Genomic DNA, 22,501 nt, shown 5'->3' with positions numbered 1-22,501 from the left:
GAAAAAAAGTACAATATTTTTATTAAATTTGGCTTAAATAGCACAAAAAGAACAAGCAAAGTGTTAACACCTATAAATAAGTGAACAACTTTGCTTGTTGAGATGAAAAACAGAAGGGGCTAATTATTTGTATAGATTCAAATTTTCTTTTGCGTAAGCTTCGAAATCTGTGCATCCACCAATATGTTGCTCATCAATAAAAATTTGTGGAACGGTTTCAACAGGTTTGCCAACAGTTTTAGATAAATCTTCTTTAGAAATACCTTCAGCTTGAATATCAACGTAGCGGTAGTCAAAATCTTCACGTTCATTTTTCAGTTTTTCAGCGAGTTCTTTTGCACGAACACAGTATGGGCAGCCAGGACGACCAAAAATAACAGTATACATAGTATCTCCTTTTTATCTTGAGCTCAGATTCTAATTGCAATGCTCAATACTATGCCTACATAAGTTATGAAATAAAAGTCGAATTTTCCTGTTATACCTATAGGTATGACATATAATTCTCAGTTTGAGAAAGTGACACAATAATGAGAGGAGAAAAAGAATGAGCAATAAACCTCAGTCTAAAGGGACAATGCGTTCACTAGCGGACATGCCAAAGCCCATTATCGTGTTAGAAGGTGTGGGTATCATTCTGCTTATTATTGTTTTGTTAGCAACAAATGACTATATCACATTGCCGGAGCCTTTAATGCAGCCAGGGGCGATCGTGAGCATGATTATGGTCGGCATTGGCTGTTTGGTCCCCGCAATGGTCAATATTGTCTGGCGAGCAATTCATGGCCTGAGTTTTTTGGGCATTGATAATAAACAACCAGAAAAGAATGTATCTAAAAAGCCAGACTCTACAGATAATAAACCAGATGAATAAGTAGATTGAGCGTGGTTTTACTGGTGTTTCGCTCTACAATGTGTGAGAATTATTCGTTTTTTAGTTAGGGGGAAAATGTGCCAGAACCCTAACAAATCGATATTGCACGACTATTTTGAGTTGAAGAAGGTTACTATCCATGGATTCTATTTGTTACCCTGACATCACTAAGTTACGTGAATGGTTAGACCAACTCAAAACCTCTTATTTCGAGTGTGATTCCTGCTCTGCATTACATTTACCTCATATGCAAAATATAGACGGTATTTTTGATGCAAAGCTCGATATTTTAAATAATGTTTTGGTGTTGTCTGCATTAGCTGAACTCAAACCGACAGCGATTGTGACGTTAGTGGCGAATATCAGCCAAATTAATGCCAGCTCATTAACGGCAAAAGTTTTCCTTGAAATAAACAATGAAAACTTGCCTAAATTGATTGTTAGCCAATCATTTTCATTAGAAGCAGGAATGACGTATCGTCAATTCTGCCATTTTTTACAACAAGCGGAAGAGCAAATTTCAGCTATTGTCTTTGAAATCTTTAGCAATAATTTGTTGTATGCAAATCAAGATGACTTTAGTGAAGATGATGACAGCTCTGAAGAAGGCTCTGAGCTTTCTCTTGATGACAAACCTTCAGTTATTCTCCACTAAGTTTTTGCTATGCATTGTGAAAAATATGCCACAGGGCAATGCCATTCATGCCAATGGCTAACATTAACGCCTGAACAGCAAATTACCGAAAAGCAGAGCCAACTACAGGCTCTTTTGCCTGCTATTGATACTTCTTTATTTCAGCCTCCAGTGACAGGGCCGCAAACGGCTTTTCGCAATAAAGCCAAAATGGTGGTTAGTGGTAGTGTTGAGAAGCCAATTTTAGGTATTGTTGGGCGAGATGGGCAAGGTGTAGATTTAACGGACTGCCTGTTGTATCCAGATGCCTTTTCTGATGTGTTTAATGCCATTATTCCTTTTATTGCGAGGGCGGGTCTGACGCCTTATAACATTGAGCGCAAACGCGGTGAATTAAAATACCTATTATTAACCCAAAGTCATTACTCTGGGAAATTCATGCTGCGGTTTGTTTTGCGCTCAGAGAAAAAAATTGAGCAGTTAAAAAAGGCACTGCCATGGCTACAAGAACAGTTGCCACTGCTTGCGGTGATCACCGCCAATATTCAACCTATACATATGGCAATATTGGAAGGGGAACAGGAAGTATTTCTAACTGAGCAGCACGTTTTACGTGAAGAATTCAACCAAGTCCCGTTGTTTATTCGCCCACAAAGCTTTTTCCAAACTAACCCTGTTGTTGCAGCCAAACTGTATCAAACAGCAAGAGAATGGGTTAAAGAGCTACATATCAATAGTTTATGGGATTTATTTTGTGGTGTTGGGGGCTTTGGGCTGCACTGTGCTGAAAAAGACACTCACTTAACAGGGATAGAAATCAGTGCGCCAGCGATTGCCAGCGCACAGCAATCCGCGGATGAACTTGGATTAAAGCATGTTGAGTTTAAAGCCCTTGATTCAACGCGTTTTGCCACGGCGAATCAGGATATCCCTCAGCTTATTTTAGTCAATCCGCCACGCCGAGGAATTGGTAAAGAGTTATGCGATTTCCTTTCCCACGTGCAGCCCGAATATATTTTGTATTCTAGCTGTAATGCACAAACCATGGCGCAAGATTTACAACTGTTGGCTGGCTATCAAGTCTGTAAAGTACAGCTATTTGACTTATTCCCTCATACTGCACACTTTGAAGTGCTGACGTTGTTAAAGCGTATTGTACAGTAAAATCCATGTGATGGTTTTTACTGTATAAAACGACAATTCAATATTCGTTATATCATTTGGGTAATTAATTTAATGTTTCAGCAGGAATGAATCCATGGATAATACTCTGAACTTAAATTCATCGATATGATTCGGTATAGGTTTATCACTATGATAGGAGAGCAAATGTTTTAGGTTTTCTAAAAAATCATTTTCGTTATCATATTTTTTTATACCTCTGTTAGGGTCAAAAAACTTATATATATAATTATTTTTATCGTGTTTAATTGAAATTGCCATACAATGGCCATCATAAGAAATCAGTGAATAGTAATCATTGTTATATTTTAATTTATTCTCTATATCAGCTTTTAGTTTTTCAATATTTGATTGGTTTTTATTTATTTGTAAGTTTGCATAGTCACAAATAGGTAGGCTTATATCATTGATTAACCCAGAATTTATATTCTTAGCTGTATTTTTATACATTTCTAGCTTAGATATAAACTCGAAAGCATTAGCTAGAAAAATTTTAATTTCTTTATCATCTAATGGTAAGTCAGATATTATTTTGTTTTTTATATTCTCATTCAATATTTTATGACAATAATAAATTTCTATTGAGTCTTCTTTGTTTTTTCTAACTAAATTATAGTAAAAGGTAACCAACTCTATAATTTCGTATTTACTATCTAAATAACTTACATTTTTATTTACACGAGATATATTTTTCATTAGTAGATGGGTTATATCGTATAGATTTTTTATATTAAGGTCATTTTCCTTATTCTCTAATGATATTAAATTTTTATCTACTTTAATATCTTTGCTTTTATTGATTAATGATGTTTTTTTTCTTTTTATTATCAATGAGTAATGAATCTATTTTGTGTGCAATTTTATTGAAATCATATGCGCGTTCATAACTGATCTGAATATTCAGGCCATTGACTATCTGTTTATTTAATAAACTTACTTCAACATCATTCGGCTTTCTGTTTTTTAAATGGTAACTTTGTGCTTTTATGGATTTTAAAGCGGCCCCCATCGATTCAATTAGTTTATCCCCATCACTCTTGTTTTCATTAAGAAGGTATAGGTTTGATAGACCATGGCAAATTCCATTGCTAGCATTAGAGGTATTTCTGACTTGAGTGAGCTTTTTTCTTAGGGCATTATTTTCTTTTTTATTAAAGTATGTAAGCAGTTTGTCTTGATCAAAAGGAATGTCAAATTGAATTTTTTTCATAATAAACTCATCAATCATATCTATTTAATTAGTTTAATTATTACATTATTCAAATAAAGTGCTCTTTAAAAATCCGATTGAGCGAATAAAAAAAGCTTGGTATAAGACCAAGCTTTTTTTACTTGTCGGAGAGAAAGAAAGACTAACCTCTGTGCTCAAATTCCAACGCTTTGCGTTCAATTAAACGCATTAGCACTGTTAAAATTGCATTGACCACTAAATAAATAATCCCCGCAGCAACAAACGCCATCACATTCCAGCTTTGACCAAAGATCAGTTGGCTATAGCCCATGACATCTAACATTGTAATCGTACTGGCAAGTGACGTACTCTTGAAAATCAGGACGACTTCATTGGAATAGGACGATAACGAACGCTTAAAGGCATAAGGCAAAATAATACGCATGGTTTGCATTTTATTCATGCCAAGCGCTTGGCAAGACTGCCATTGGCCTGATGGGATGGCTTTAACTGCGCCGTGGAATAACAAAGTGGAATAAGCCGCACTGTTTAAGGCCAATGCAACCATTGCACAGACCCAAGGTGTGGAAATAATCTCCCACAACATGGGATAATCTTGCAATGATTTAAATTGGCTTGGGCCGTTATAAATTAAGAAAAATTGTACCAATAACGGCGTACCAGTGAAAAGCGTGATATAGACTTTAACGGCTTGAGAAACCACAGGGGTTTTCAGCGAGAGAACTAAAGTAAATAATATCGCTAAGATAAAAGCCACAATGAGTGCGCTAAACGTTAGTGATAAGCTGGTTGGTAGCCCTGGAAGAATATCTAAAATTAAATCCATCATTTTGATTCACCTCGCTCAAAGCGAGTAGTACGCAATTCAATACGTTTTAAGATAACTTGACTGACTAACGTAATGGCAAGGTAAATCAAACCCACAATGGCGTACCATGTGAATGGTTCGTGAGTTCTATTGACGATTGTTTTTGTTTGTAGCATCAAATCATTAACACTGATGAGTGAAACTAACGCGGTATCTTTTAATAATACAAGCCATTGGTTGCCTAAGCCTGGAAGCGCATGGCGCCACATTTGCGGCATAATGAACCGAAAGAAAATAGTGCGTTTGTTTAAACCTAATGCAAAACCTGCTTCCCACTGGCCATAAGGTACTGCTTTTAAAGCTCCTCTTAATGTTTGTGATGCATAAGAGGCGTACAACAAGGCAAGGGCAATAACACCACAAACAAATGGGGTATAGTCAAATTCGCCACTATTAGCAAAGAAAATGCTGGGGTCGATTTGAATAGTGGTTTGCCAAAAACCGAGGTTTATATCGAACCCATCACCAAACAAATTGATCAGTTGTAATGTACCGAAGTAGACAAATAATACGACCAATAATTCAGGTAGACCGCGGATCAAGGTAACCCAGCAGGTCCCTAAAAAGGCAATAGGTTTAAAACGAACGGACTCCCACGCAGTAAATAACATGGCGAGGATCAGCCCCAAAACCAGTGCAGAAACAGCAAGGCCGACGGTGATACCGGCGGCACTTGTTAAAAATAGAAAGTTGCTCATTAATTATATCAATTACTGTTGAAACCATTTTTTGTGGATAGCATCATAAGTGCCGTCTGCTTTAACTTCAGCTAAGGCTTTATTCATTTTATCCAACAGCTCTTTATTCCCTTTACGAACCGCAATACCTAAACCAATACCGAAATATTGTGGGTCAGTCACTTTTTCACCAACAGCAGCTAAGTTTTCGTTACCTTTAGCTTTTAACCATTCGTCAGCAACTGCGGTATCACCGAAGACGGCATCGATACGACCATTTTGTAGGTCTAAAATAGCAGATTGGTAGTTATCATAAGGAACGGTTGTCATCCCTTTATGTTGTTCCATGATGTATTTTTGGTGAGTGGTTCCGTTTTGAACACCAATTTTTTTATCTTTTAATTGGTCTACTGAGCTGATTTTTTCTTTTACAGCAATAAATTCTGCTGAGTTAGGGTAGTAAGTCTCAGTGAAATCTACTTGCTGTTGGCGCTCAGGGGTAATATCGATACCTGCCATTAATGCTTCAAAGCGACGGAATTTTAAGCTAGGAATTAAGCTGTCGAAAGATTGGTGAGTAAATGTACAAGTTGCATTCATTTTTTCACACATTGCATTGGCTAAATCAACGTCAAAGCCAACGATTTGGTTATTCTTATCGAACATTTCAAAAGGTGCGTAAGTCGCTTCTGTTGCAAAACGGATGGTTTCTTTTTCCGCAGCAGTTGCAGATAGGGTTACAGCGCCCAGCAGTGCAGCTAATATAATTTTTTTCATTGCTTAATCCTATATCTATTAATGTGACAGATAATTTGCAAATGCTTCTGTTTGAGGTGCAGTGAAATGGCTTGCATCCCCTTGTTCTACTATATGGCCGTTTTCCATATACACGACACGGCTAGCGGTTTTGCGAGCAATTTCTACTTCGTGAGTGACGATAACTTGTGTAATCCCAGTTGCAGATAGTTCACGAATAATATCAACAACTTGAGCGGTGATTTCTGGGTCAAGTGCCGCGGTTGGTTCATCAAATAATAAAACTTTTGGTTCCATCATTAGCGCTCTTGCAATCGCAACACGCTGTTGCTGACCACCCGATAAATGTAAGGGGTAGCGATCAGCAAATTGCGACAACCGTAAGCGTTCTAATAACTTAGACGCTTTTGCTTGCGCTTCTTGCTTTGATAATTTTAATACGCGGCAAGGTGCTTCAATTAAGTTGTCCATAACGCTCAGATGAGGCCACAGATTATATTGTTGAAATACCATCCCTACATTTTGACGCAGCTCACGAATCGCTTTCGCATCTGGAGCTGAAGAAAAGTCAAATTGCTGACCCACAATATTCAAGTGGCCTGAACGTGGCATTTCTAATAAATTGAGGACACGTAACAATGAGCTTTTACCAGCCCCGCTTGGCCCAAGTAATACCATAGTCTCACCAGCAGAACACTCTAGATTGATATCAAAGAGTGCCTGATGGGAACCATAGAAACAGTTGATGTTTTTTAATTGAATGCTCATGTGTACCAATAATATCTTATTTCACTACCCGCGATATTAATCCTATGAGCATATTTATGCAATAATTTCTGCATAAAAATTTGGTTTTTACGCTAAAATTATTCCGATTTAACGGTCAGTTGCTCTGCTTGCTGTTCTTTAGCGAGTTGTTTATCTCGCTCATAAGCCAGTTCGCTGATGCGTTTTGCCATTCCCTTAAAAATAAATAAATGTGCGGGCATCATGGCAAACCAATAGAGTAGGCCGCAAAAGCCAGCTGGGTGCCACCATGCTCTAACATCAATTGAACGGCGGTTCCCGCTATCATGAATAGTAAAAGTTAAGCGGCCAAGTCCTGGGGCTTTCATACCAAATAACAAGCTAAGTTGTTTATTAGGTTCAAGATTAATTACGCGCCAGCCGTCAATCTCATCACCGAGTTGGAGCTGTTCACGATCGGGGCGGCCGTACTTCACTTTATTTAACATCATATCGTCCATAATGGCGCGAGTTTTCCACAGGCCATTGGCATAGAAATAGCCGTTTTTTCCGCCGATTTGTTGCACTGTATACCAAAGCGATTCTGAACTGGCTGTTGTTCCAAGGGTTGCTCCCGCTTGTTTTGGGTAATAGCCATAGCCGGGACGCCAGCGTTTTCTGACTTCTGGGTCATAACCCCAATCTGCGTTATCAACGGCATCGGCTTCTTCTGCTAAAGTCGTTCTAACGGCATCATCAAAAGAAATTAAGGTTTGGGGGATCAGTTCTCGTAACGCTTTATCATCCGCGGGAAGGTCGTGCTGCAAGCCTTGAATTAACTCCTTAGCGATTGACGGTGGTACGGAGGTGATCAAACTGATGAAATGCACGGAAATCATACTAATGGGGATCGGAATAGGAATAAGTAAACGCCGCTTACCACTGACTTTAATAAAGCGCTTAAATAGCTCTTGGTAGCTAATAAACTCAGGGCCACCTGCATCAAAAATCCGATTCTCAGTTGTTGGTATTTTTGCCAGTTGCGTTAAATAATACAAAATATTCGATAGGGCGATAGGTGACGATTTAGAACGAACCCAACGTGGTGGCGTTAAAATCGCTAAGTTGTAGACCATATCACGCATAATTTCGAATGCGGCAGAACCAGACCCAACGATAATTGATGAGCGGATTTCGGTAACAGGGATTTGGCTTTCACGTAAAATATCACCGGTTAAACGTCGAGCAATTAGGTGTGGTGAATAGGTATGCCCGTGTTGTAATGCACTGAGATAGATAACATGTTTAACGCTTGAGCCTTCAAGGGCTTGTTGCACGTTGCGAGCGGCTGCACGCTCACGCTCGACTAAATTGGCTTGGTCGGCCATGCTATGAACGAGGAAATAAACAATATCGATGCCTTCCATGACACCTTTTAGTGTTTCAGGGTCGTGAAGATCCACATAAATGCATTGGGTATCTTGCCAGCCTTGAGATAACATCCAATCAACACGACGTGCACCTGCTGTTACGTCATATCCTTGCTCAATGAGTTTAGGGATCAGATTCTGACCAATATAGCCACTAGCGCCCAACACTAAAACACGTTGTTTATCTGTCATGTTAATTTCCTGATTCACGCAAATTAACAGCTATTGTGACTGAAATTTTACCTATGTAAAGAAGGCCATGAGAATTGGCGTAATAAGACTCAGTACGAAGCCGTGAACAATAGCAGCAGGGACAATTGAAACCCCACCACTGCGTTGTAAAACAGGCAGTGTAAAATCCATTGATGTTGAACCACAAATGCCAAGAGCGGTTGAGCGGTAACGGTTAATAATAATTGGGATAAGCATGATTGCAGCAAGTTCCCTTGCTAAATCATTGAAAAAAGCTGCGCTCCCCATGACTGGGCCATAAGCATCGGTGAGGACAATCCCTGTTAATGAGTACCAGCCAAAGCCAGAAGCCAGCGCTAACCCCATTTTCACGGGAAGGTCTAGTAAGAACGCGGCTAACGCACCACCCGCTAATGCACTGACTGCCATGACAAACGCAATGGTTGTACCGCGGCGGTTGATTAAAATTTGCTTGATGCTCATGCCACTGTTACGTAGCTGGATACCGACGAGTAATAGCAGTAGCATTAACGCCAATTGGCTCCCTTTGTCGGCATAGTGCAGAAAATCAAAATGAGTTAGGCCAACGACAAATCCGAGTAGTAACACTCCGCATAGTTGTAAGGATTCGAGCACCATTTTGATTCGTGAAGGTGGTTTTTCTTGTTTATGTTGCGGAATTTTCCAAGGATCAAATTTATCCAGCAATAACAGTGAGATTACATTCAATGAAAATATGCAACCAAAAAAGGTAACTGCATAAATTAAAATAGAAAATAAGTGAACACTTAAATTTTCAAGAAGTGCGAGAGTAATTCCCATTAAAAATAAAATAACATACACCATTGAATTCAAGGATTGGTGTACTCGATGGAGAATTTGCTTGTTTTTAATAGGAATAAGATAACCAAGCGTTAATGGTAGAAGAATAATTAAGAGTCCTGAATACATGGCCGCATCCTTAGAGGTTATCTCATCGACTAGCTAAATATAAACAAAGGGTTATACAATTTTATTTATTTAGGTTATTGAAGTACAAATCCGATTTAACGCCCCGTGCTAAAAGTTCTTTTTGTTATAAAATGTTTTTATTGGCTAACTAATAAAAAATAGGTCAAAAACACTAAAAATAAAAGTTTTACTATTTTATAACACTGCAATTAGATGCTCAACATAGTTTGCTATTTTGCTATGAAGAATTTTTATTTTACATACATAGTTATAGTAATAAAGAAGGTTAATCGGTAAGCTCTAAATATTGTTCTTTAGTATATCCAATTGACGGAATCACCCGATATGTAATGAAAACTAATAATATTTAGGGTGAACTAAAAATATTCCAAGGAGAGTGATATGTACCTGGAACGTGTGGAAATATACGGATTTAGAGGGATTAACCGCCTTTCATTAGAACTGAATAACAGTACAGTTTTAGTTGGCGAGAATTCATGGGGAAAGTCGAGCTTACTTGATGCACTTGACCTTCTTCTTTCTCCTGAACATATAGATTACCAATTCAGTCTTCATGATTTTCACTATCCCGCAGGGAATGATGAGTCACGTTACCGTTCATTGCAGATAGTCTTAAAATTTTGTGAACGCCGCAAAGGGCGTCATCAATCCTATCGTTTTCATAACTTAGCCTCAGTTTGGGTAGATAACGGTGATGACCTTAAACATATTTTTTATCGTGTTAGTGCAGAACTTAAAGATGATGACACGATAGTTGTCGATAAAAGCTTTTTAAATGCAGGTGGTAATAAACTTTCATTGGACAACGTCGGTAAATATATTAAAGAAATTATTCGGTTGTATCCTGTTATTCGCCTTCGTGATGCGCGTTTTTTACACTCACTTAATCCAGAAACGATTGTTTCAGGGCAAAAAGAGGTACGTGACTTATTTAATGCTCGTATTAAGGAACTCACTAGCGCATTGGTCAACAACCCTGAACGCTTAAGTGATGAAGATCTCTGTGATGGGGTTGATGCCATGCAACAGTTGCTTAGCCATTACTTCTCTGGGCAAAGCTCCCATATTATTCGTTCAGATAATTCAATGGTTAAAATAGAACCGCGTAAACGCGGTTGGAAAGCGCTTGATAATATTAACCGGTTAATTGCCAAACCAAATCAACGTAATATTCGGTTAATCATTTTAGGGATGTTTTCTTCTTTATTACAATCAAAGGGCAATATTCATTTAGATAAATACGCTCGGCCATTGATTATTGTTGAAGACCCTGAAACGCGTTTGCACCCAATTATGCTCTCCATTGCATGGGGCTTATTTAGCTTATTTTCTCTACAGAGGATCACCACGACGAATTCAGGGGAGCTACTTTCATTAGCGCCTTTGGAGGATTTATGTCGTTTGGTTCGTAATACGAATAAGGTTTCAGCTTATCGTTTAAATGAAAATGATTTGAGTGCTGAAGAATTACGTAAAATTTCTTTCCATATTCGCTTTAATCGTCCGTCAGCCTTGTTCGCTCGCTGTTGGTTATTAGTTGAAGGGGAAACTGAAATTTGGCTGATGAATGAATTCTCGCGCCAGTGTAACTATTACTTTGAAACAGAAGGAATAAAAGTTATTGCATTTGCGCAAAGTGGTTTGAAACCACTGCTAAAGTTTGCCAATAAAATGGGAATTGAATGGCATGTTTTAACTGATGGTGATGAAGCAGGGCGTAAATATGCGGCAACAGCGACGCATTATGCTAATAAAATTAATTCCTCAGATAGAGATAGGCTAACGATGCTACCCGCACCAGATATGGAACATTTCCTATATCGTGAAGGGTTTCGAAAACTTTATCATGAAATTGCTGATATTCCAGATAATGCAAAGGTTTCAACAAGGCGAGTGATTATTAAGGCGATTTCACGTACATCGAAGCCGGATTTAGCATTAGCTACTGTTAATCGGGCGGCTGAGTTAGGTCCAGATAGTATCCCGCTACAGTTGAAAAGTATGTTTTCTCGTGTGGCATGGTTGGCAAGGGGTAAAGCAAATTAATGGTGATATCGATAAATTTTACGGGTTGTTGATGGATTATTGAGAAATCCCACTCTTAGGTTTATCTCATGTTGAATCAATTGATAACTTAAGTGATATATAATTTGATCATTAGTTTTTAGCTGGCAACAAATTGGAAAGTCACCTCCTTTTACAAGTTGTCAGCGATCTTAGAGGGCAATGCCCTCTTTTTGTTCATAGGAAGCGAATAAACATGAAGGCAAAGCCTAAGAAAAAGTGGCCGATTTATTTGGCAATCATTATTGTTGCCCTAGTCACTGCTGGGTTTCTTTTTAATCGTGAGGAAGAAGAGGTTTTTCAAACCGTAGATGTCACTCGAGGCGATTTAGATAAACAAGTGCTGGCAACGGGAAAACTTGACGCTGTACGTAAAGTCGATGTGGGGGCTCAAGTGAGTGGGCAACTACAAACTCTGTATGTTAAAGAGGGTGATTATGTTAAAAAAGGTGATTTATTAGCCGTTATTGACCCGAAAAAAGCCCAAAATGATGTGACTGAGTCTGAAGCGATGACTCGTGAACTTGAAGCGAATCTATCATTAGTTCAAGCGGAACTTCGCCTTGCTCAACTGACTTATCAACGTCATTTAAGCCTAGCGAAACAGCAAGCCGTTTCCCAACAAGAGCTTGATAAAGCCAAAACTGATGTAGAAGTGAAAAAAGCGCAAGTTGCCACTTATCAAGCGCAAATTAAGCGTAACCAAGCCACTTTAGATTCGGCAAAAACAAATTTGAAATACACTCAAATTACGGCTCCAATGGATGGCATTGTCACCTTTATTAAAACATTACAAGGGCAGACGGTTATTGCTGCTCAGGAAGCACCAACGATTTTAACACTTGCGGATTTAGACACGATGCTAGTAAAAGCGGAAGTTTCTGAAGCCGATGTGATTTATTTGGAGCCTGGGCAAGATGCCTCGTTTACCGTCTTAGGCGCTCCAGATAAAAAATTCTCAGGGCAACTAAAAGATATTTTACCAACACCTGAAAAAATCAATGATGCCATTTTCTATTATGCGCGCTTTGAGGTACCCAATCCGCAACATTTATTGAAATTACAAATGACCGCTCAGGTCACTATTGAATTAGAGTCACGTAAAAATGTTCTGTTACTACCGCTATCTGCATTAGGCAATGAAATTTCACCACAAACCTATGAAGTGGATATCCTTCAAGGCAATAAAGTCGAGAAAAAACACGTTGAAATTGGTGGTCGAAATGATGTGTATGTGGAAATTACCAAAGGCCTAAATGAAGGTGACAAAGTGGTCATTGGCCATAGCGAGACGGAATACTAACTATGTCTGCGTTAATTGATCTTCAAGGGATCACTCGCCGCTACGGGGAAGGCGAAAACCAAGTTACAGTCTTAAAAAATGTCTCACTGCAAATTAATGCAGGTGAGATGGTGGCGATTATTGGTGCTTCTGGTTCAGGTAAATCCACGCTCATGAATATTATTGGGTGCTTAGATAAACCAACTGAAGGGAATTATTGCATTGATGGTCAAAGCGTTGCAACGTTAGATAACGACCAATTGGCAGAACTGCGCCGAGAGCATTTTGGCTTTATTTTTCAACGTTACCATTTACTGAGTCATTTAAGCGCGGAACAAAATGTTGAGGTGCCTGCGGTGTATGCAGGGGCGGGTAAAAACCAACGTCGTGAGCGAGCAGCCCAGCTATTACAGCGTCTAGGGTTAGGGGAGCGAGTTGATTATCGCCCAAGTCAGTTGTCTGGTGGGCAACAACAGCGCGTGAGTATTGCTCGCGCTCTTATGAATGGTGGGCAGATAATTCTCGCGGATGAGCCAACAGGAGCACTGGATAGCCATTCGGGGGAAGAGGTCATGAATATTTTAAAAGACCTCTGTGCCCAAGGGCATACCGTAATTATTGTCACGCATGACCCTGAAATTGCTCAACAAGCGGAACGTATTATCGAAATTAAAGATGGCGAGATTTTGAATGACTCGGGTAGCAAAGCCACGAAACGAACAAATTCATTACCAAAAGCTCCCCCACGAAAATTCTCTTTAGCTCAGGCGTATGGGCGGTTTAGTGAGGCCTTATTAATGGCTTGGCGTGCCATGGTCGTTAATAAGATGCGTACATTGCTGACTATGCTGGGGATTATCATTGGCATTGCGTCGGTGGTATCAATAATGGTGATCGGTGATGCTGCTCAAGGTATGGTCCTTAATGATATAAAATCAATCGGGACGAATACCATTTCAATTTATCCAGGGGAAGACTTTGGGTACGATGATGCAAAAAATCGTCAGTCCTTAAGAGCCTCAGATATTGATGCATTAGCAAAACAGCCTTATGTGTACGCGATTTCTGGCGAGCTCAACCACTCAACACGCTTAAGAAAAGGGAATGTTGACGCTTCGGCACAGCTCACCGGTGTTGGTCGGGATTATTTTAATGTTTATGCCTCTAAATTTTCAGAAGGTATGAGTTTCACGCAAGATATGGTGGATAAGCGCGCACAAGTGGTGGTTATTGATGCCAATACTAAGCGCCGCTTTTTCCCTAAACAAGAAAATGTTATTGGCGAAACTTTGCTCATTGGTAATATGCCTGTAACGGTTATCGGTGTGCTTGAAGAGAAAAAATCGACTTTTGGTTCGAGTAAGTCGCTATCGGTTTGGTTACCGGATACTACGGTGAATAGTAAAATTCTGAACCGTCCATACTATGAGAGCTTTGTTGTTAGGGTGAAAGACGGTTACGATGCGAAAACGGTAGAACAGCAACTGACCCGCTTACTCACGTTGCGCCATGGTAAAAAGGATATTTTCACCTATAACCTTGACACTTTTGTAAAAACAGCGGAAAAAACCACCCAGACTATGCAACTGTTTCTAACGTTAGTCGCGGTTATTTCGCTGGTGGTTGGTGGTATTGGTGTGATGAATATTATGCTGGTTTCTGTTACCGAAAGGACGCGAGAAATTGGTATTCGCATGGCGGTAGGGGCTAGGACTAGCGATGTGATGCAGCAATTTCTTATCGAAGCCGTACTAGTCTGTTTAATGGGCGGGTTGATGGGGATTGGCCTATCGTATGGGATTAGTTTATTGGCTCAAATGGCACTACCAGGCTGGACTTTTTCTTTTGACCCGGTGGCATTAGTCAGTGCCTTTGTTTGTTCAACAGCCATTGGCATTATTTTTGGCTTTTTACCTGCTCGAAATGCAGCTCGCTTGAACCCAATTGATGCGTTGGCGAGGGAATAAATTGTTCGTATAAAGCTCTCCATGCACATTTATCAAAATAGTGCATGGAGCATTATTTATATATTATTTCAGTACTTTAAGTAATGCTTGCATATATCCCATCGCATAAGCCATACCTGCGTGCCATGGCGCATCACATGACATTTGTGGCGTATGGTCAGGGATTAATACACCTGTATAATTATTTTCTTTTAATATTGCTAATACCTTCAACATATCAATATCGCCCTCATCAATGAAGGTTTCATGATAGTGTGGCACTTTACCTTTAACGTTCCTAAAATGGACGTATGCCATCGCATCTTGACTTGCATATTGTTGTACTGCTTCGTAAACGTTGCCCTCAGACATTTCGGCAATGGTTCCAAGACAAAACTCTAGCGCATTTGATTTACTTGGTTTTATATCTAGTAATTTTTGATATAAGTGAGGTTGATTGACGAGCCTTGGTTGACCTCTGACAAACTCTAGTGGAGGATCGTCTGGATGAGCAGCTAGGCGAACGCCTGCTTCTTCAGCGACAGGGATAATATGGTTTAAGAACCAGGTTAACCTTTCCCAGAGTTGCTCTGTTGTTGTTTCAGGACGATAACCAGCACTATGGTTATTGATTTTCATATTCCATGCCATATTATCCGGCATTGGCTCTAGAATGTCTTCGTTGATGCCAGATAAACCAACAGTTTGAGCACCTCCTCGTGCTTTGTTTTCGATAACTCGCCCTGCGACTCCTGCCAGACTGAAATTATATCCAAAGACAGGAATACCTGCTTTCCCTACATTTCTAATAATGTTTTTGACGACTTCAAGCTGTTCTAATTTTTTAGGACCGTCAAACAAAATATCATCCCAGTGGCAAGGGTCGAAATTTTCAATTGCATAAAATGTTAAGCCAAACTCTTGCATCCGGTCACGGATTTTTATTAGTTCATCTACTGTCCAGACATCACCAACAGCCGTTCCCCAGCCATCATTATCGCCAATTGGCTGGTCGCTACGTGAAAATCGTTCATTACTGTTAAAGTAGTCGACCATATGAACAACGATATGAGTTGCTCCACATTGTTTTGCAAAAGCATAATGTTCATCATTAAGCATATGTCGATATAAACCAAATCCTAGTTTCATAATTATTAACCTTTTAATTTGAAAATTTCTTAGTTAGTGAGATTTAGTGGTTTTACATATAATGCGACACTGATTGCGCCAACAATACCGATTCCACCTGCCACAAAAAATGCGATGCTATACATTCCAGACCATTCAATGATATAGCCTGTAATAATAGGGCCTAAAATTCCGGCAACATTTGCCATTGCGTGTACAAATCCACCAACTGCACCAATATTATTTTTTGCAACGGTATCTTGTAGAATTGCCCAATAGGTTGTAGCAGATAAATATAAGAAAAATATTCCGAATGCCATGAGTGCTACGGCACTTTCAACACGAGTAACATTACCGACAAGAAAGACAAGGATTGCCGATATTCCTAGACAACTAACCAACACGATTTTTCTGGAGAATAATGGTTTATTTGTTTTCTTTAAAACAAAGTCACAAAGTATTCCCCCTAGAGCCATTCCAATAGCACCTAATAGCCAAGGTATAATACTTACTATACTCATATCTTTTATACTGAGATTTTGAACATTAGATAAGTAACTCGGAAACCATGATAAAAAGAAAAATAAAATATAATTCAAACTGAAGAATGCAAGAGTTGTTGCTAATATAGTCGGACTCTTTATATAAAAAGATAATGGTTTAGATATAGTATTTGTGGTTTTTGATTCTACATTATTATCGTCAGATAAAATATATTCTAATTCTTCTTTTGATATTTTTTTATGTTGTTCCGGTTTATCTTTAGCTATTTTTAACCACCCAATTAGCCATATAAAGCCTATTGCAGCAAGTATAAAAAATGCAACACGCCAACCAGTTGTAATTATTAATATTCCCATTATAGGGCCAGCAATAGCTCCACCTATTGGATTACCAGCAGTTGCTATACCTATAGCAGTAGCAACTTCTTTTTTAGGGAACCAGTTATTAACCATTTTATTGAGTGTTGCTGCAAAGGGGCCTTCAGCTGCACCAAATAAAGTTCGGATAATAAGCATAGAGATAAAACCAACAGTTACCCCGATCATGCCGCAAAAGATAGACCAAAGAGCCATACTTACGGCAAAAACCTTTTTGGGACCATATTTATCTGATGCGTATCCGCCAATGAAATTAAATAAAGCATATCCAATAGAAAAACTACTGAAAAGTATACCCATTTCACTTGGTGTTAAGTTTAAATCTTTAGAAAAAACAGGAGCTGCAATAGCAAATGCAGAGCGATCCATATAGTTTATCATTCCTCCAAGAGAAATAAATAAAACTAAATTCCATCTTATTTTTTTAAACATAAATCACCTTTGATATAATGATATGTTTATTATTCAATTTAATAGACATATCTATTTTATGTTTATCACATGACGCCAAATTTATTATATGCTTCTACAGCACCCATTCCATTCGCTATTTCTTTTTGTACTTTATTCTCCATTTTTTGTTTTTCAAATGCATGTTCAATAACGTAAGACTCTACATTTTTAGGAATAATTAATACGCCTTCTTCATCGGCAACAATTAAATCACCTGGTTCAATTAAAATATTATTGATTTTGATTGGAACTCGATAATCTAATACTTTACCTCTTATTTTTTGATCTTGAGCATAACTACCTAATGAAAATACAGGGAAATCAAGTTCTAGTATTTCTCTCTTATCTCTTGAATAGCCATAAATAATAGCGCCCGCAGCGTTAAGTTTTTTAGCTCTTGTCGACATTAATCCACCCCACAGGGCGTAATTATGCGAAGAACCGGAAGCGATATAAACTTCACCTTCCTTTAAGCTATCTAGTGCTTCAAACATAATACCGAAATCTTTATTTCCTAGTGGCCCATTAGATGTAACGTCAGGCGGTAACATGTAATCAGCTTCTAGTACAGGCATTGCTCGACCTACAATCTTCATATCCTCAGATAAAGGTTTGAGTATAGGAGGTAAGAACTGATGGTGTAATCCTATTTCATCTAAAATATCCCCTAGAAGAGCTACGGGTAATACCTTTTTAATCTTGTCAAACAAATCATTATCTTTATTCATTTCATATTCCTATGTATCTAAGGTCTTAATCTTCCTGTTTGGCTGTCAACCTGTCATACAGGCTAACAGTCTAGCCTTAATATTAAAAGAGGGTTAATATAGGTTTTGTGATACGACTCTAGTTTTATTATTGTTTTAATCACAGGAAGATTATTTTTTTGATTTTAAATCAAATGGATATTGCTAATTTTGGGGGTTAGATTGCATCCTTTAATTGAAAAACAAACACTTTCAGAACAAGTTAGAAGCTATGTTCTATCTTTAATATCTCAATCAAATCTAAATCCAGGTGATGAAATACCAAGTGAAAAAGAGATTATTGAACGTTTAGGGGTGAGCAGGGGGGTGGTTAGAGAGGCTTTTCAAAGCCTTTCTATATTAGGTATTTTAGATATTAGTAGTGGCAAAAAACCTAAAATACAAAAAATTAACTCAAACCCGTTAGAAACTATTTTTAACCATGCCATTGTGACTCAGCAGGTTAATTATCAGCAAATCTTAGGCCTTCGACGTGCGATTGAAGTTGATTCTGCAGTGTTGGCTGCAATGCATGGAAATAAAAATGATTATATCAAGTTAAGAAAAATTGCAGATAAAATGAGGAAATCCTTGTTGAGTTCTAATGATTGGGATTTGTTCATTGAGAGTGATATTGATTTCCACTTAACATTAGCTGAAATGTCACAAAATCCGTTATATGCATTGATGCTAAAAGCATTAAGAGGCGCATTAGGTGGTTCTATTTCAGCTGGTTTATTAAACCAAAACAACCATGATGAACATAAAAAGATCATTGATATTCATTTTGATATTTTAGAGTCAATTGAAAAACAAGACTTTGTGGCAACTGGGTTAAAGATGGATACTCACTTTAAGTTAACCATGGATAGTTTTTAGATCAGCCACCCATAATAATTTTTCTTAGTGAGATTTTTGAGTGGCGAAGGATAAGCTAAATTCCTTCGCTCTACTTTCTGTGTAACTCAGCTTTAAGGTCAATTATCAATATGTGAATCATCTGCTTGTAAATAATTTGATTTAGGGATAGTCCCATTTTTCGGAACCAAGTTCCTCAATTAAATTCTGCTAATTAAATGCGTTATTTTTAACTCCTTCATTTCCCGATAATATTTTTTTCAGTCTGTATATTCCCTCGTTTCTTAAAATATTTCATAATAAAAAACTGTCTGAAAAGATAAATTCTACTTGCGAATTGGTATCGATCATGGATATGATTTGCCTTGTAGAATAAATGAAACCTAGTTCCATATAATGGAACTTATAATAAAGCCAGTAAAAAACTAAGCAAAGACAACCACACAGCAGGTGCGATATGGCGAATAAAGCAGGTGAAGATTATTCTTTGGCTCGGGTACCCCAAAGTGCTCGTAGGCCGTTCTATGAAGTGTTAATTCTACGAATTGGCGCACTAGCTTGTGTTTCACAAGTTATGTTAGGTGCGGCTCTTGGGTATGGGTTAACTTTTTGGCAGGCGTTTTGGGCAACGATGCTTGGATCTGTAATTTTACAGGTTGTCAGCTGGGGGCTTGGAGCGGCTGCGTGCCGCGAAGGAATGTCAATCAGCCTACTGTCTCGGTGGGCGGGTTTTGGTAAGTTAGGCTCAGCACTCATTGGTGGCGCAATTGCTATCTCCTTAATGGGCTGGTTTGGCGTCCAAAATGGTTTCTTTGCGGATGGAATGTATAAAGCGACTAATGTGCTAACACCAGGGACTTGGTCACTTATTACAGGTATTGCGGTGACGGTTATAACAGTATATGGGTATCGATTTTTATCTATTACTGCCAATATCTCAACGCCGCTATTTTTATTCGCGTTAGGCTGGGCGACATATAATTTATTATCAGGTCAAGATATTGGTACGCTTATTAATGACACTGAACCCGCCGGGCCATTAATGACTATGCCTGCGGCCATCACAATGGTTGCTGGTGGTTTTATTATTGCAGCAGTGACAACACCCGATATCAGCCGTTTCATGAAAGGGCCTAAAGATGTGTTTTGGATGACGCTTATCGGCACATTTTTTGGTGAGTTACTGGTCAATATGATAGCGGTACTAATGGCGCTGTCATTACGTACAAGCCAAGTATTTGATTTAATGATGGCGCTGACAGGCCTATTAGGTGCATCGATTGTTATCTTCTCAACAATAAAAATGAATGATATCAATTTGTATTCATCATCGTTAGGTTATTCAACACTGTTAAATGCCATATTTAATAAGCGTTTTGACCGTCGTTATTTAACGTGGGTGATTGGTATCTTTGGCACAATCGCTTCAATGTTAGGGATCTTAGATAACTTTATCGGTTTCTTAATTTACTTAGGAATAGCCATTCCTCCTGTCGCAGGGATTATGGTTGTTGACTATTACTTGTTAAAACGTGATCGCAAAGAATTAGATATCACTCGAGAGCAAGGCATATTACCACCGAGCTGTGAAGCATATAACCCAGTAACACTCGTGGTGTGGGTGATCGCAGTACTGGTTGGGTGGGGGACATCAGAGTTAGGTCCACTGCATGCAGACTACGGTATCCCAGCGCTTAACTCTTTGATTACTGGTGCAGTTGCTTATTGGATAGGCATGCGCTGGCAGGCGAAAGCGAGAGGTGTTGAAACGGTACACTTTCGCAAAGTCTCTCATTTAGATTAAGGATTAAACAATGTCGGGTACAAAAGTTAAAGTTGCTCTGGCTCAGTTTGATTCAGAACTTGGCAATAAAACCAATAATTTACAACGCATGGCACAGTTGTGCCAACAAGCCGCAGATTCAGGAGCAAAACTGATTTGTTTCCCTGAGCTGGCGACAACGGGTTATCGTGGTGACTTACTGACCACTAAGTTGTGGGATTTAAGCGATTCCATCGGAAGTGAAACTTATACGCTATTTAGCGAACTTGCTACTCGTTTAAATATCACTATTGTTAGCGGTTTTGTTGAGCGCGGTGAATATTTAGGCGATATCTATAACTCTGTCGGTGTTTGGAACCCAGGGTGTGAGGGTATTAGTGGTGTTTTTCGTAAAGTTCATGCTTTCGGCATAGAAAAACAATGGTTTGGACGAGGTGATAGTTTCCCTGTGTTTGAAACGCCGATCGGTAAAATCGGTATCATGATTTGCTATGACATGGGTTTTCCAGAAGTCGCACGAATTTTAACATTACAAGGCGCGGAATTGTTATTAGCCCCTTCAGCTTGGTGTGTTCAAGACCGAGATGTATGGGATATTAATAGCGCCTGTCGAGCACTAGAAAATGGAACTCACTTACTTGCAGTGAACCGTTGGGGTCATGAAGAAGATCTGCATTTATTTGGTGGTAGCAAGGTTTTAGGTCCTCGCGGCCAAGTACTTTGTGAAGCGAGCTGTGAGGGCGAAGAGCTATTAATCGGTGAGGTTGATTTTTTAAACCAAGCCCATACACGTTTAAAAGTGCCTTATCTGAGAGACAGAAAGCCACAAAGCTACAGTGTATTAACCCAAGGTTTAGGGTCATGAGTATTTTATCTAGCGTGGTTGATGTTTACCAATTGTTCTTACGTTCAGGTAATGAACTGACGGTGACAACGTTGGTTAATGAATTAGGTATGCCAAAAAGCTCGGCCTCCCGTCTTTTAAAGCAAATGGCTGAACTCGGATTGCTGGAAAAGAAAAACAATGCACCGATATATCGACCTGGTTTGCTGATTATGGAATTAGCTCATCGGGCTAGGGGGATGAACCCGCTAATCGATATGATGCTTGAAGCACTTGATGAACTTGCGAAAGATAGTGGGTTTACCAGTTATGTGTCAGCACTTGATGATGATATGGTTCGTGTTGTTCATGCTCGTTTTGGTAATAGCATGCTGCAAGTGATCACTCAACCGGGTACCCGCTTACCCATACTGGGAACGTCAACGGGGCGTGCACTATTAGCAAGGTTACCGCTAAATGAGCGGTCAAAAATTATCGACCGTGAACCAAAAGAAGAACGGGGTAAATTAGTCGAGCGTTTGGACTTAGTGGCAGATCGTGGCTGGGAATTATCGATGGATGAATCCGTTGCTGGAGTCGCTTCCATATCCAGCACGGTGTTCGACCCTGCACAAAATACGTTATATGCCTTGTGTTTAAGTTTGCCTGCTGCACAAATGAATGATGAGGTTATGGTGCAGTTATCTAAGAGCCTTTGTCATAAAGCCGCTTATCTTGGGTGTATGGTGGGTGACCCGTATTGGTTGCAAAAAAGCATGAATAAGTCATGAGATTATTTCATGTTATAAAAGCAAAAAGTAGTAAGTAGTTGAAGTAAGTAGTTGAAGTAAATAGTAAATTATAAATATTTAATATTGTTAGCATTTTAAGTGCGTGAATACGCCTTCATCAGGAAAAATGGAACCTCTATTACGTGAGATTCCATCTAGAGTGAAATGAGATTAACTCGCTATTCTATGCGAGTTAATCTCAAAGTAGCTCTTTACTCTCATAAAAAATAATTAAAATTAAAG

22 protein-coding genes are annotated in these 22,501 nt (G+C 38.9%); 10 read left to right on the top strand and 12 right to left on the bottom strand.

All coding sequences use genetic code 11. From position 1 onward, the window contains the following. Positions 1 to 123: 123 nt before the first annotated feature. The gene (locus tag PZ638_RS14590; RefSeq protein ID WP_004256424.1) at positions 124 to 387 is read right to left on the bottom strand and encodes a GrxA family glutaredoxin; all 264 of its coding nucleotides are present in this window, start codon (positions 385 to 387) and stop codon (positions 124 to 126) included. 160 nt (positions 388 to 547) lie between these two features. On the opposite strand from PZ638_RS14590, the gene PZ638_RS14585 reads away from it, so the two are divergent. The 3 genes from PZ638_RS14585 to rlmC all read left to right on the top strand — a co-directional run bounded on the left by PZ638_RS14585 (position 548) and on the right by rlmC (position 2,672). Then, complete coding sequence (locus tag PZ638_RS14585) at positions 548 to 874, top strand: YbjC family protein (protein ID WP_004256421.1); 327 nt, start codon at positions 548 to 550, stop codon at positions 872 to 874. A 139-nt stretch (positions 875 to 1,013) separates the two neighbouring features. Next, positions 1,014 to 1,529: a YbjN domain-containing protein gene (locus PZ638_RS14580; RefSeq protein ID WP_096864157.1), complete on the top strand. Its 516-nt coding sequence runs from the start codon at positions 1,014 to 1,016 to the stop codon at positions 1,527 to 1,529. A 9-nt stretch (positions 1,530 to 1,538) separates the two neighbouring features. Continuing rightward, positions 1,539 to 2,672, top strand: coding sequence for a 23S rRNA (uracil(747)-C(5))-methyltransferase RlmC (gene rlmC, locus PZ638_RS14575; protein WP_144141037.1), 1,134 nt, complete (start codon positions 1,539 to 1,541; stop codon positions 2,670 to 2,672). A gap of 69 nt (positions 2,673 to 2,741) precedes the next feature. Here rlmC and PZ638_RS14570 read toward each other — a convergent pair whose 3' ends face one another. The 8 genes from PZ638_RS14570 to PZ638_RS14535 form a co-directional block, all read right to left on the bottom strand. Continuing rightward, positions 2,742 to 3,521 (bottom strand): hypothetical protein, encoded by a 780-nt coding sequence (locus tag PZ638_RS14570; RefSeq protein ID WP_272674702.1) that lies wholly within the window; start codon positions 3,519 to 3,521, stop codon positions 2,742 to 2,744. Beyond that, a complete protein-coding gene (locus PZ638_RS14565; protein WP_206277468.1) occupies positions 3,484 to 3,900 on the bottom strand; it encodes a hypothetical protein in 417 nt (138 codons plus the stop codon). Before PZ638_RS14565 ends, PZ638_RS14570 begins: the two co-directional genes overlap by 38 nt. Before the next feature lie 142 nt (positions 3,901 to 4,042). Beyond that, the gene (gene artM, locus PZ638_RS14560; RefSeq protein WP_094960661.1) at positions 4,043 to 4,711 is read right to left on the bottom strand and encodes an arginine ABC transporter permease ArtM; all 669 of its coding nucleotides are present in this window, start codon (positions 4,709 to 4,711) and stop codon (positions 4,043 to 4,045) included. Further along, positions 4,708 to 5,448: an arginine ABC transporter permease ArtQ gene (gene artQ, locus PZ638_RS14555; RefSeq protein WP_004256406.1), complete on the bottom strand. Its 741-nt coding sequence runs from the start codon at positions 5,446 to 5,448 to the stop codon at positions 4,708 to 4,710. Before artQ ends, artM begins: the two co-directional genes overlap by 4 nt. Before the next feature lie 12 nt (positions 5,449 to 5,460). Continuing rightward, positions 5,461 to 6,204, bottom strand: a complete 744-nt coding sequence (gene artJ / locus PZ638_RS14550; RefSeq protein WP_004256405.1) for an arginine ABC transporter substrate-binding protein — start codon at positions 6,202 to 6,204, stop codon at positions 5,461 to 5,463. An 18-nt stretch (positions 6,205 to 6,222) separates the two neighbouring features. Then, positions 6,223 to 6,951 (bottom strand): arginine ABC transporter ATP-binding protein ArtP, encoded by a 729-nt coding sequence (gene artP / locus PZ638_RS14545; RefSeq protein ID WP_004256404.1) that lies wholly within the window; start codon positions 6,949 to 6,951, stop codon positions 6,223 to 6,225. A 98-nt stretch (positions 6,952 to 7,049) separates the two neighbouring features. Beyond that, positions 7,050 to 8,531 (bottom strand): DUF2867 domain-containing protein, encoded by a 1,482-nt coding sequence (locus PZ638_RS14540; protein ID WP_004256403.1) that lies wholly within the window; start codon positions 8,529 to 8,531, stop codon positions 7,050 to 7,052. Between the two features lie 51 nt (positions 8,532 to 8,582). Beyond that, positions 8,583 to 9,482 (bottom strand): LysO family transporter, encoded by a 900-nt coding sequence (locus tag PZ638_RS14535; RefSeq protein ID WP_004256402.1) that lies wholly within the window; start codon positions 9,480 to 9,482, stop codon positions 8,583 to 8,585. A gap of 402 nt (positions 9,483 to 9,884) precedes the next feature. Here PZ638_RS14535 and PZ638_RS14530 point away from each other — a divergent pair, with 402 nt between their 5' ends. The 3 genes from PZ638_RS14530 (at position 9,885) to macB (ending at position 14,816) form a co-directional block, all read left to right on the top strand. Beyond that, complete coding sequence (locus tag PZ638_RS14530; protein ID WP_094960662.1) at positions 9,885 to 11,549, top strand: DUF2813 domain-containing protein; 1,665 nt, start codon at positions 9,885 to 9,887, stop codon at positions 11,547 to 11,549. Between the two features lie 214 nt (positions 11,550 to 11,763). Next, positions 11,764 to 12,870: a macrolide transporter subunit MacA gene (macA, locus tag PZ638_RS14525; RefSeq protein ID WP_094960663.1), complete on the top strand. Its 1,107-nt coding sequence runs from the start codon at positions 11,764 to 11,766 to the stop codon at positions 12,868 to 12,870. 2 nt (positions 12,871 to 12,872) lie between these two features. Continuing rightward, on the top strand, positions 12,873 to 14,816 hold the full coding sequence (gene macB, locus PZ638_RS14520; protein ID WP_140170815.1) for a macrolide ABC transporter ATP-binding protein/permease MacB: 1,944 nt from the start codon (positions 12,873 to 12,875) through the stop codon (positions 14,814 to 14,816). 63 nt (positions 14,817 to 14,879) lie between these two features. Here macB and PZ638_RS14515 read toward each other — a convergent pair whose 3' ends face one another. The 3 genes from PZ638_RS14515 to PZ638_RS14505 form a co-directional block, all read right to left on the bottom strand. Continuing rightward, positions 14,880 to 15,944 carry a mannonate dehydratase gene (locus PZ638_RS14515; RefSeq protein WP_206277469.1) on the bottom strand — a complete coding sequence of 355 codons (1,065 nt, stop codon included), beginning with the start codon at positions 15,942 to 15,944 and terminating at the stop codon, positions 14,880 to 14,882. Positions 15,945 to 15,973: 29 nt separating this feature from the next. Beyond that, complete coding sequence (locus PZ638_RS14510; RefSeq protein WP_094960665.1) at positions 15,974 to 17,236, bottom strand: MFS transporter; 1,263 nt, start codon at positions 17,234 to 17,236, stop codon at positions 15,974 to 15,976. Positions 17,237 to 17,301: 65 nt separating this feature from the next. Beyond that, positions 17,302 to 17,985 (bottom strand): RraA family protein, encoded by a 684-nt coding sequence (locus PZ638_RS14505; RefSeq protein ID WP_144140561.1) that lies wholly within the window; start codon positions 17,983 to 17,985, stop codon positions 17,302 to 17,304. 201 nt (positions 17,986 to 18,186) lie between these two features. Between PZ638_RS14505 and PZ638_RS14500 the strand changes: the two genes are divergently transcribed. The 4 genes from PZ638_RS14500 (at position 18,187) to PZ638_RS14485 (ending at position 22,258) form a co-directional block, all read left to right on the top strand. Beyond that, a complete protein-coding gene (locus PZ638_RS14500; RefSeq protein ID WP_036957917.1) occupies positions 18,187 to 18,882 on the top strand; it encodes a FadR/GntR family transcriptional regulator in 696 nt (231 codons plus the stop codon). 436 nt (positions 18,883 to 19,318) lie between these two features. Beyond that, on the top strand, positions 19,319 to 20,665 hold the full coding sequence (locus PZ638_RS14495; protein WP_275612213.1) for a purine-cytosine permease family protein: 1,347 nt from the start codon (positions 19,319 to 19,321) through the stop codon (positions 20,663 to 20,665). 10 nt (positions 20,666 to 20,675) lie between these two features. Next, a complete protein-coding gene (locus tag PZ638_RS14490; protein WP_004256366.1) occupies positions 20,676 to 21,509 on the top strand; it encodes a nitrilase-related carbon-nitrogen hydrolase in 834 nt (277 codons plus the stop codon). Next, a complete protein-coding gene (locus PZ638_RS14485; RefSeq protein ID WP_094960667.1) occupies positions 21,506 to 22,258 on the top strand; it encodes an IclR family transcriptional regulator in 753 nt (250 codons plus the stop codon). Before PZ638_RS14490 ends, PZ638_RS14485 begins: the two co-directional genes overlap by 4 nt. The last annotated feature ends 243 nt before the right edge of the window (positions 22,259 to 22,501 follow it).

The organism is Providencia hangzhouensis, from assembly GCF_029193595.2.
Taxonomy (GTDB): Bacteria; Pseudomonadota; Gammaproteobacteria; order Enterobacterales; family Enterobacteriaceae; genus Providencia; species Providencia hangzhouensis.
This window is presented reverse-complemented; position numbering and strand designations above follow the sequence as displayed.

Coding starts and splice junctions, on each gene's coding strand:
- PZ638_RS14590 (WP_004256424.1), bottom strand. CDS start 387: ATGTATACTGTTATTTTTGGTCGTCCTGGCTGCCCATACTGTGTTCGT.
- PZ638_RS14585 (WP_004256421.1), top strand. CDS start 548: ATGAGCAATAAACCTCAGTCTAAAGGGACAATGCGTTCACTAGCGGAC.
- PZ638_RS14580 (WP_096864157.1), top strand. CDS start 1,014: ATGGATTCTATTTGTTACCCTGACATCACTAAGTTACGTGAATGGTTA.
- rlmC (WP_144141037.1), top strand. CDS start 1,539: ATGCATTGTGAAAAATATGCCACAGGGCAATGCCATTCATGCCAATGG.
- PZ638_RS14565 (WP_206277468.1), bottom strand. CDS start 3,900: ATGAAAAAAATTCAATTTGACATTCCTTTTGATCAAGACAAACTGCTT.
- artM (WP_094960661.1), bottom strand. CDS start 4,711: ATGATGGATTTAATTTTAGATATTCTTCCAGGGCTACCAACCAGCTTA.
- artQ (WP_004256406.1), bottom strand. CDS start 5,448: ATGAGCAACTTTCTATTTTTAACAAGTGCCGCCGGTATCACCGTCGGC.
- artJ (WP_004256405.1), bottom strand. CDS start 6,204: ATGAAAAAAATTATATTAGCTGCACTGCTGGGCGCTGTAACCCTATCT.
- artP (WP_004256404.1), bottom strand. CDS start 6,951: ATGAGCATTCAATTAAAAAACATCAACTGTTTCTATGGTTCCCATCAG.
- PZ638_RS14540 (WP_004256403.1), bottom strand. CDS start 8,531: ATGACAGATAAACAACGTGTTTTAGTGTTGGGCGCTAGTGGCTATATT.
- PZ638_RS14535 (WP_004256402.1), bottom strand. CDS start 9,482: ATGTATTCAGGACTCTTAATTATTCTTCTACCATTAACGCTTGGTTAT.
- PZ638_RS14530 (WP_094960662.1), top strand. CDS start 9,885: ATGTACCTGGAACGTGTGGAAATATACGGATTTAGAGGGATTAACCGC.
- macA (WP_094960663.1), top strand. CDS start 11,764: ATGAAGGCAAAGCCTAAGAAAAAGTGGCCGATTTATTTGGCAATCATT.
- macB (WP_140170815.1), top strand. CDS start 12,873: ATGTCTGCGTTAATTGATCTTCAAGGGATCACTCGCCGCTACGGGGAA.
- PZ638_RS14515 (WP_206277469.1), bottom strand. CDS start 15,944: ATGAAACTAGGATTTGGTTTATATCGACATATGCTTAATGATGAACAT.
- PZ638_RS14510 (WP_094960665.1), bottom strand. CDS start 17,236: ATGTTTAAAAAAATAAGATGGAATTTAGTTTTATTTATTTCTCTTGGA.
- PZ638_RS14505 (WP_144140561.1), bottom strand. CDS start 17,985: ATGAATAAAGATAATGATTTGTTTGACAAGATTAAAAAGGTATTACCC.
- PZ638_RS14495 (WP_275612213.1), top strand. CDS start 19,319: ATGGCGAATAAAGCAGGTGAAGATTATTCTTTGGCTCGGGTACCCCAA.
- PZ638_RS14490 (WP_004256366.1), top strand. CDS start 20,676: ATGTCGGGTACAAAAGTTAAAGTTGCTCTGGCTCAGTTTGATTCAGAA.
- PZ638_RS14485 (WP_094960667.1), top strand. CDS start 21,506: ATGAGTATTTTATCTAGCGTGGTTGATGTTTACCAATTGTTCTTACGT.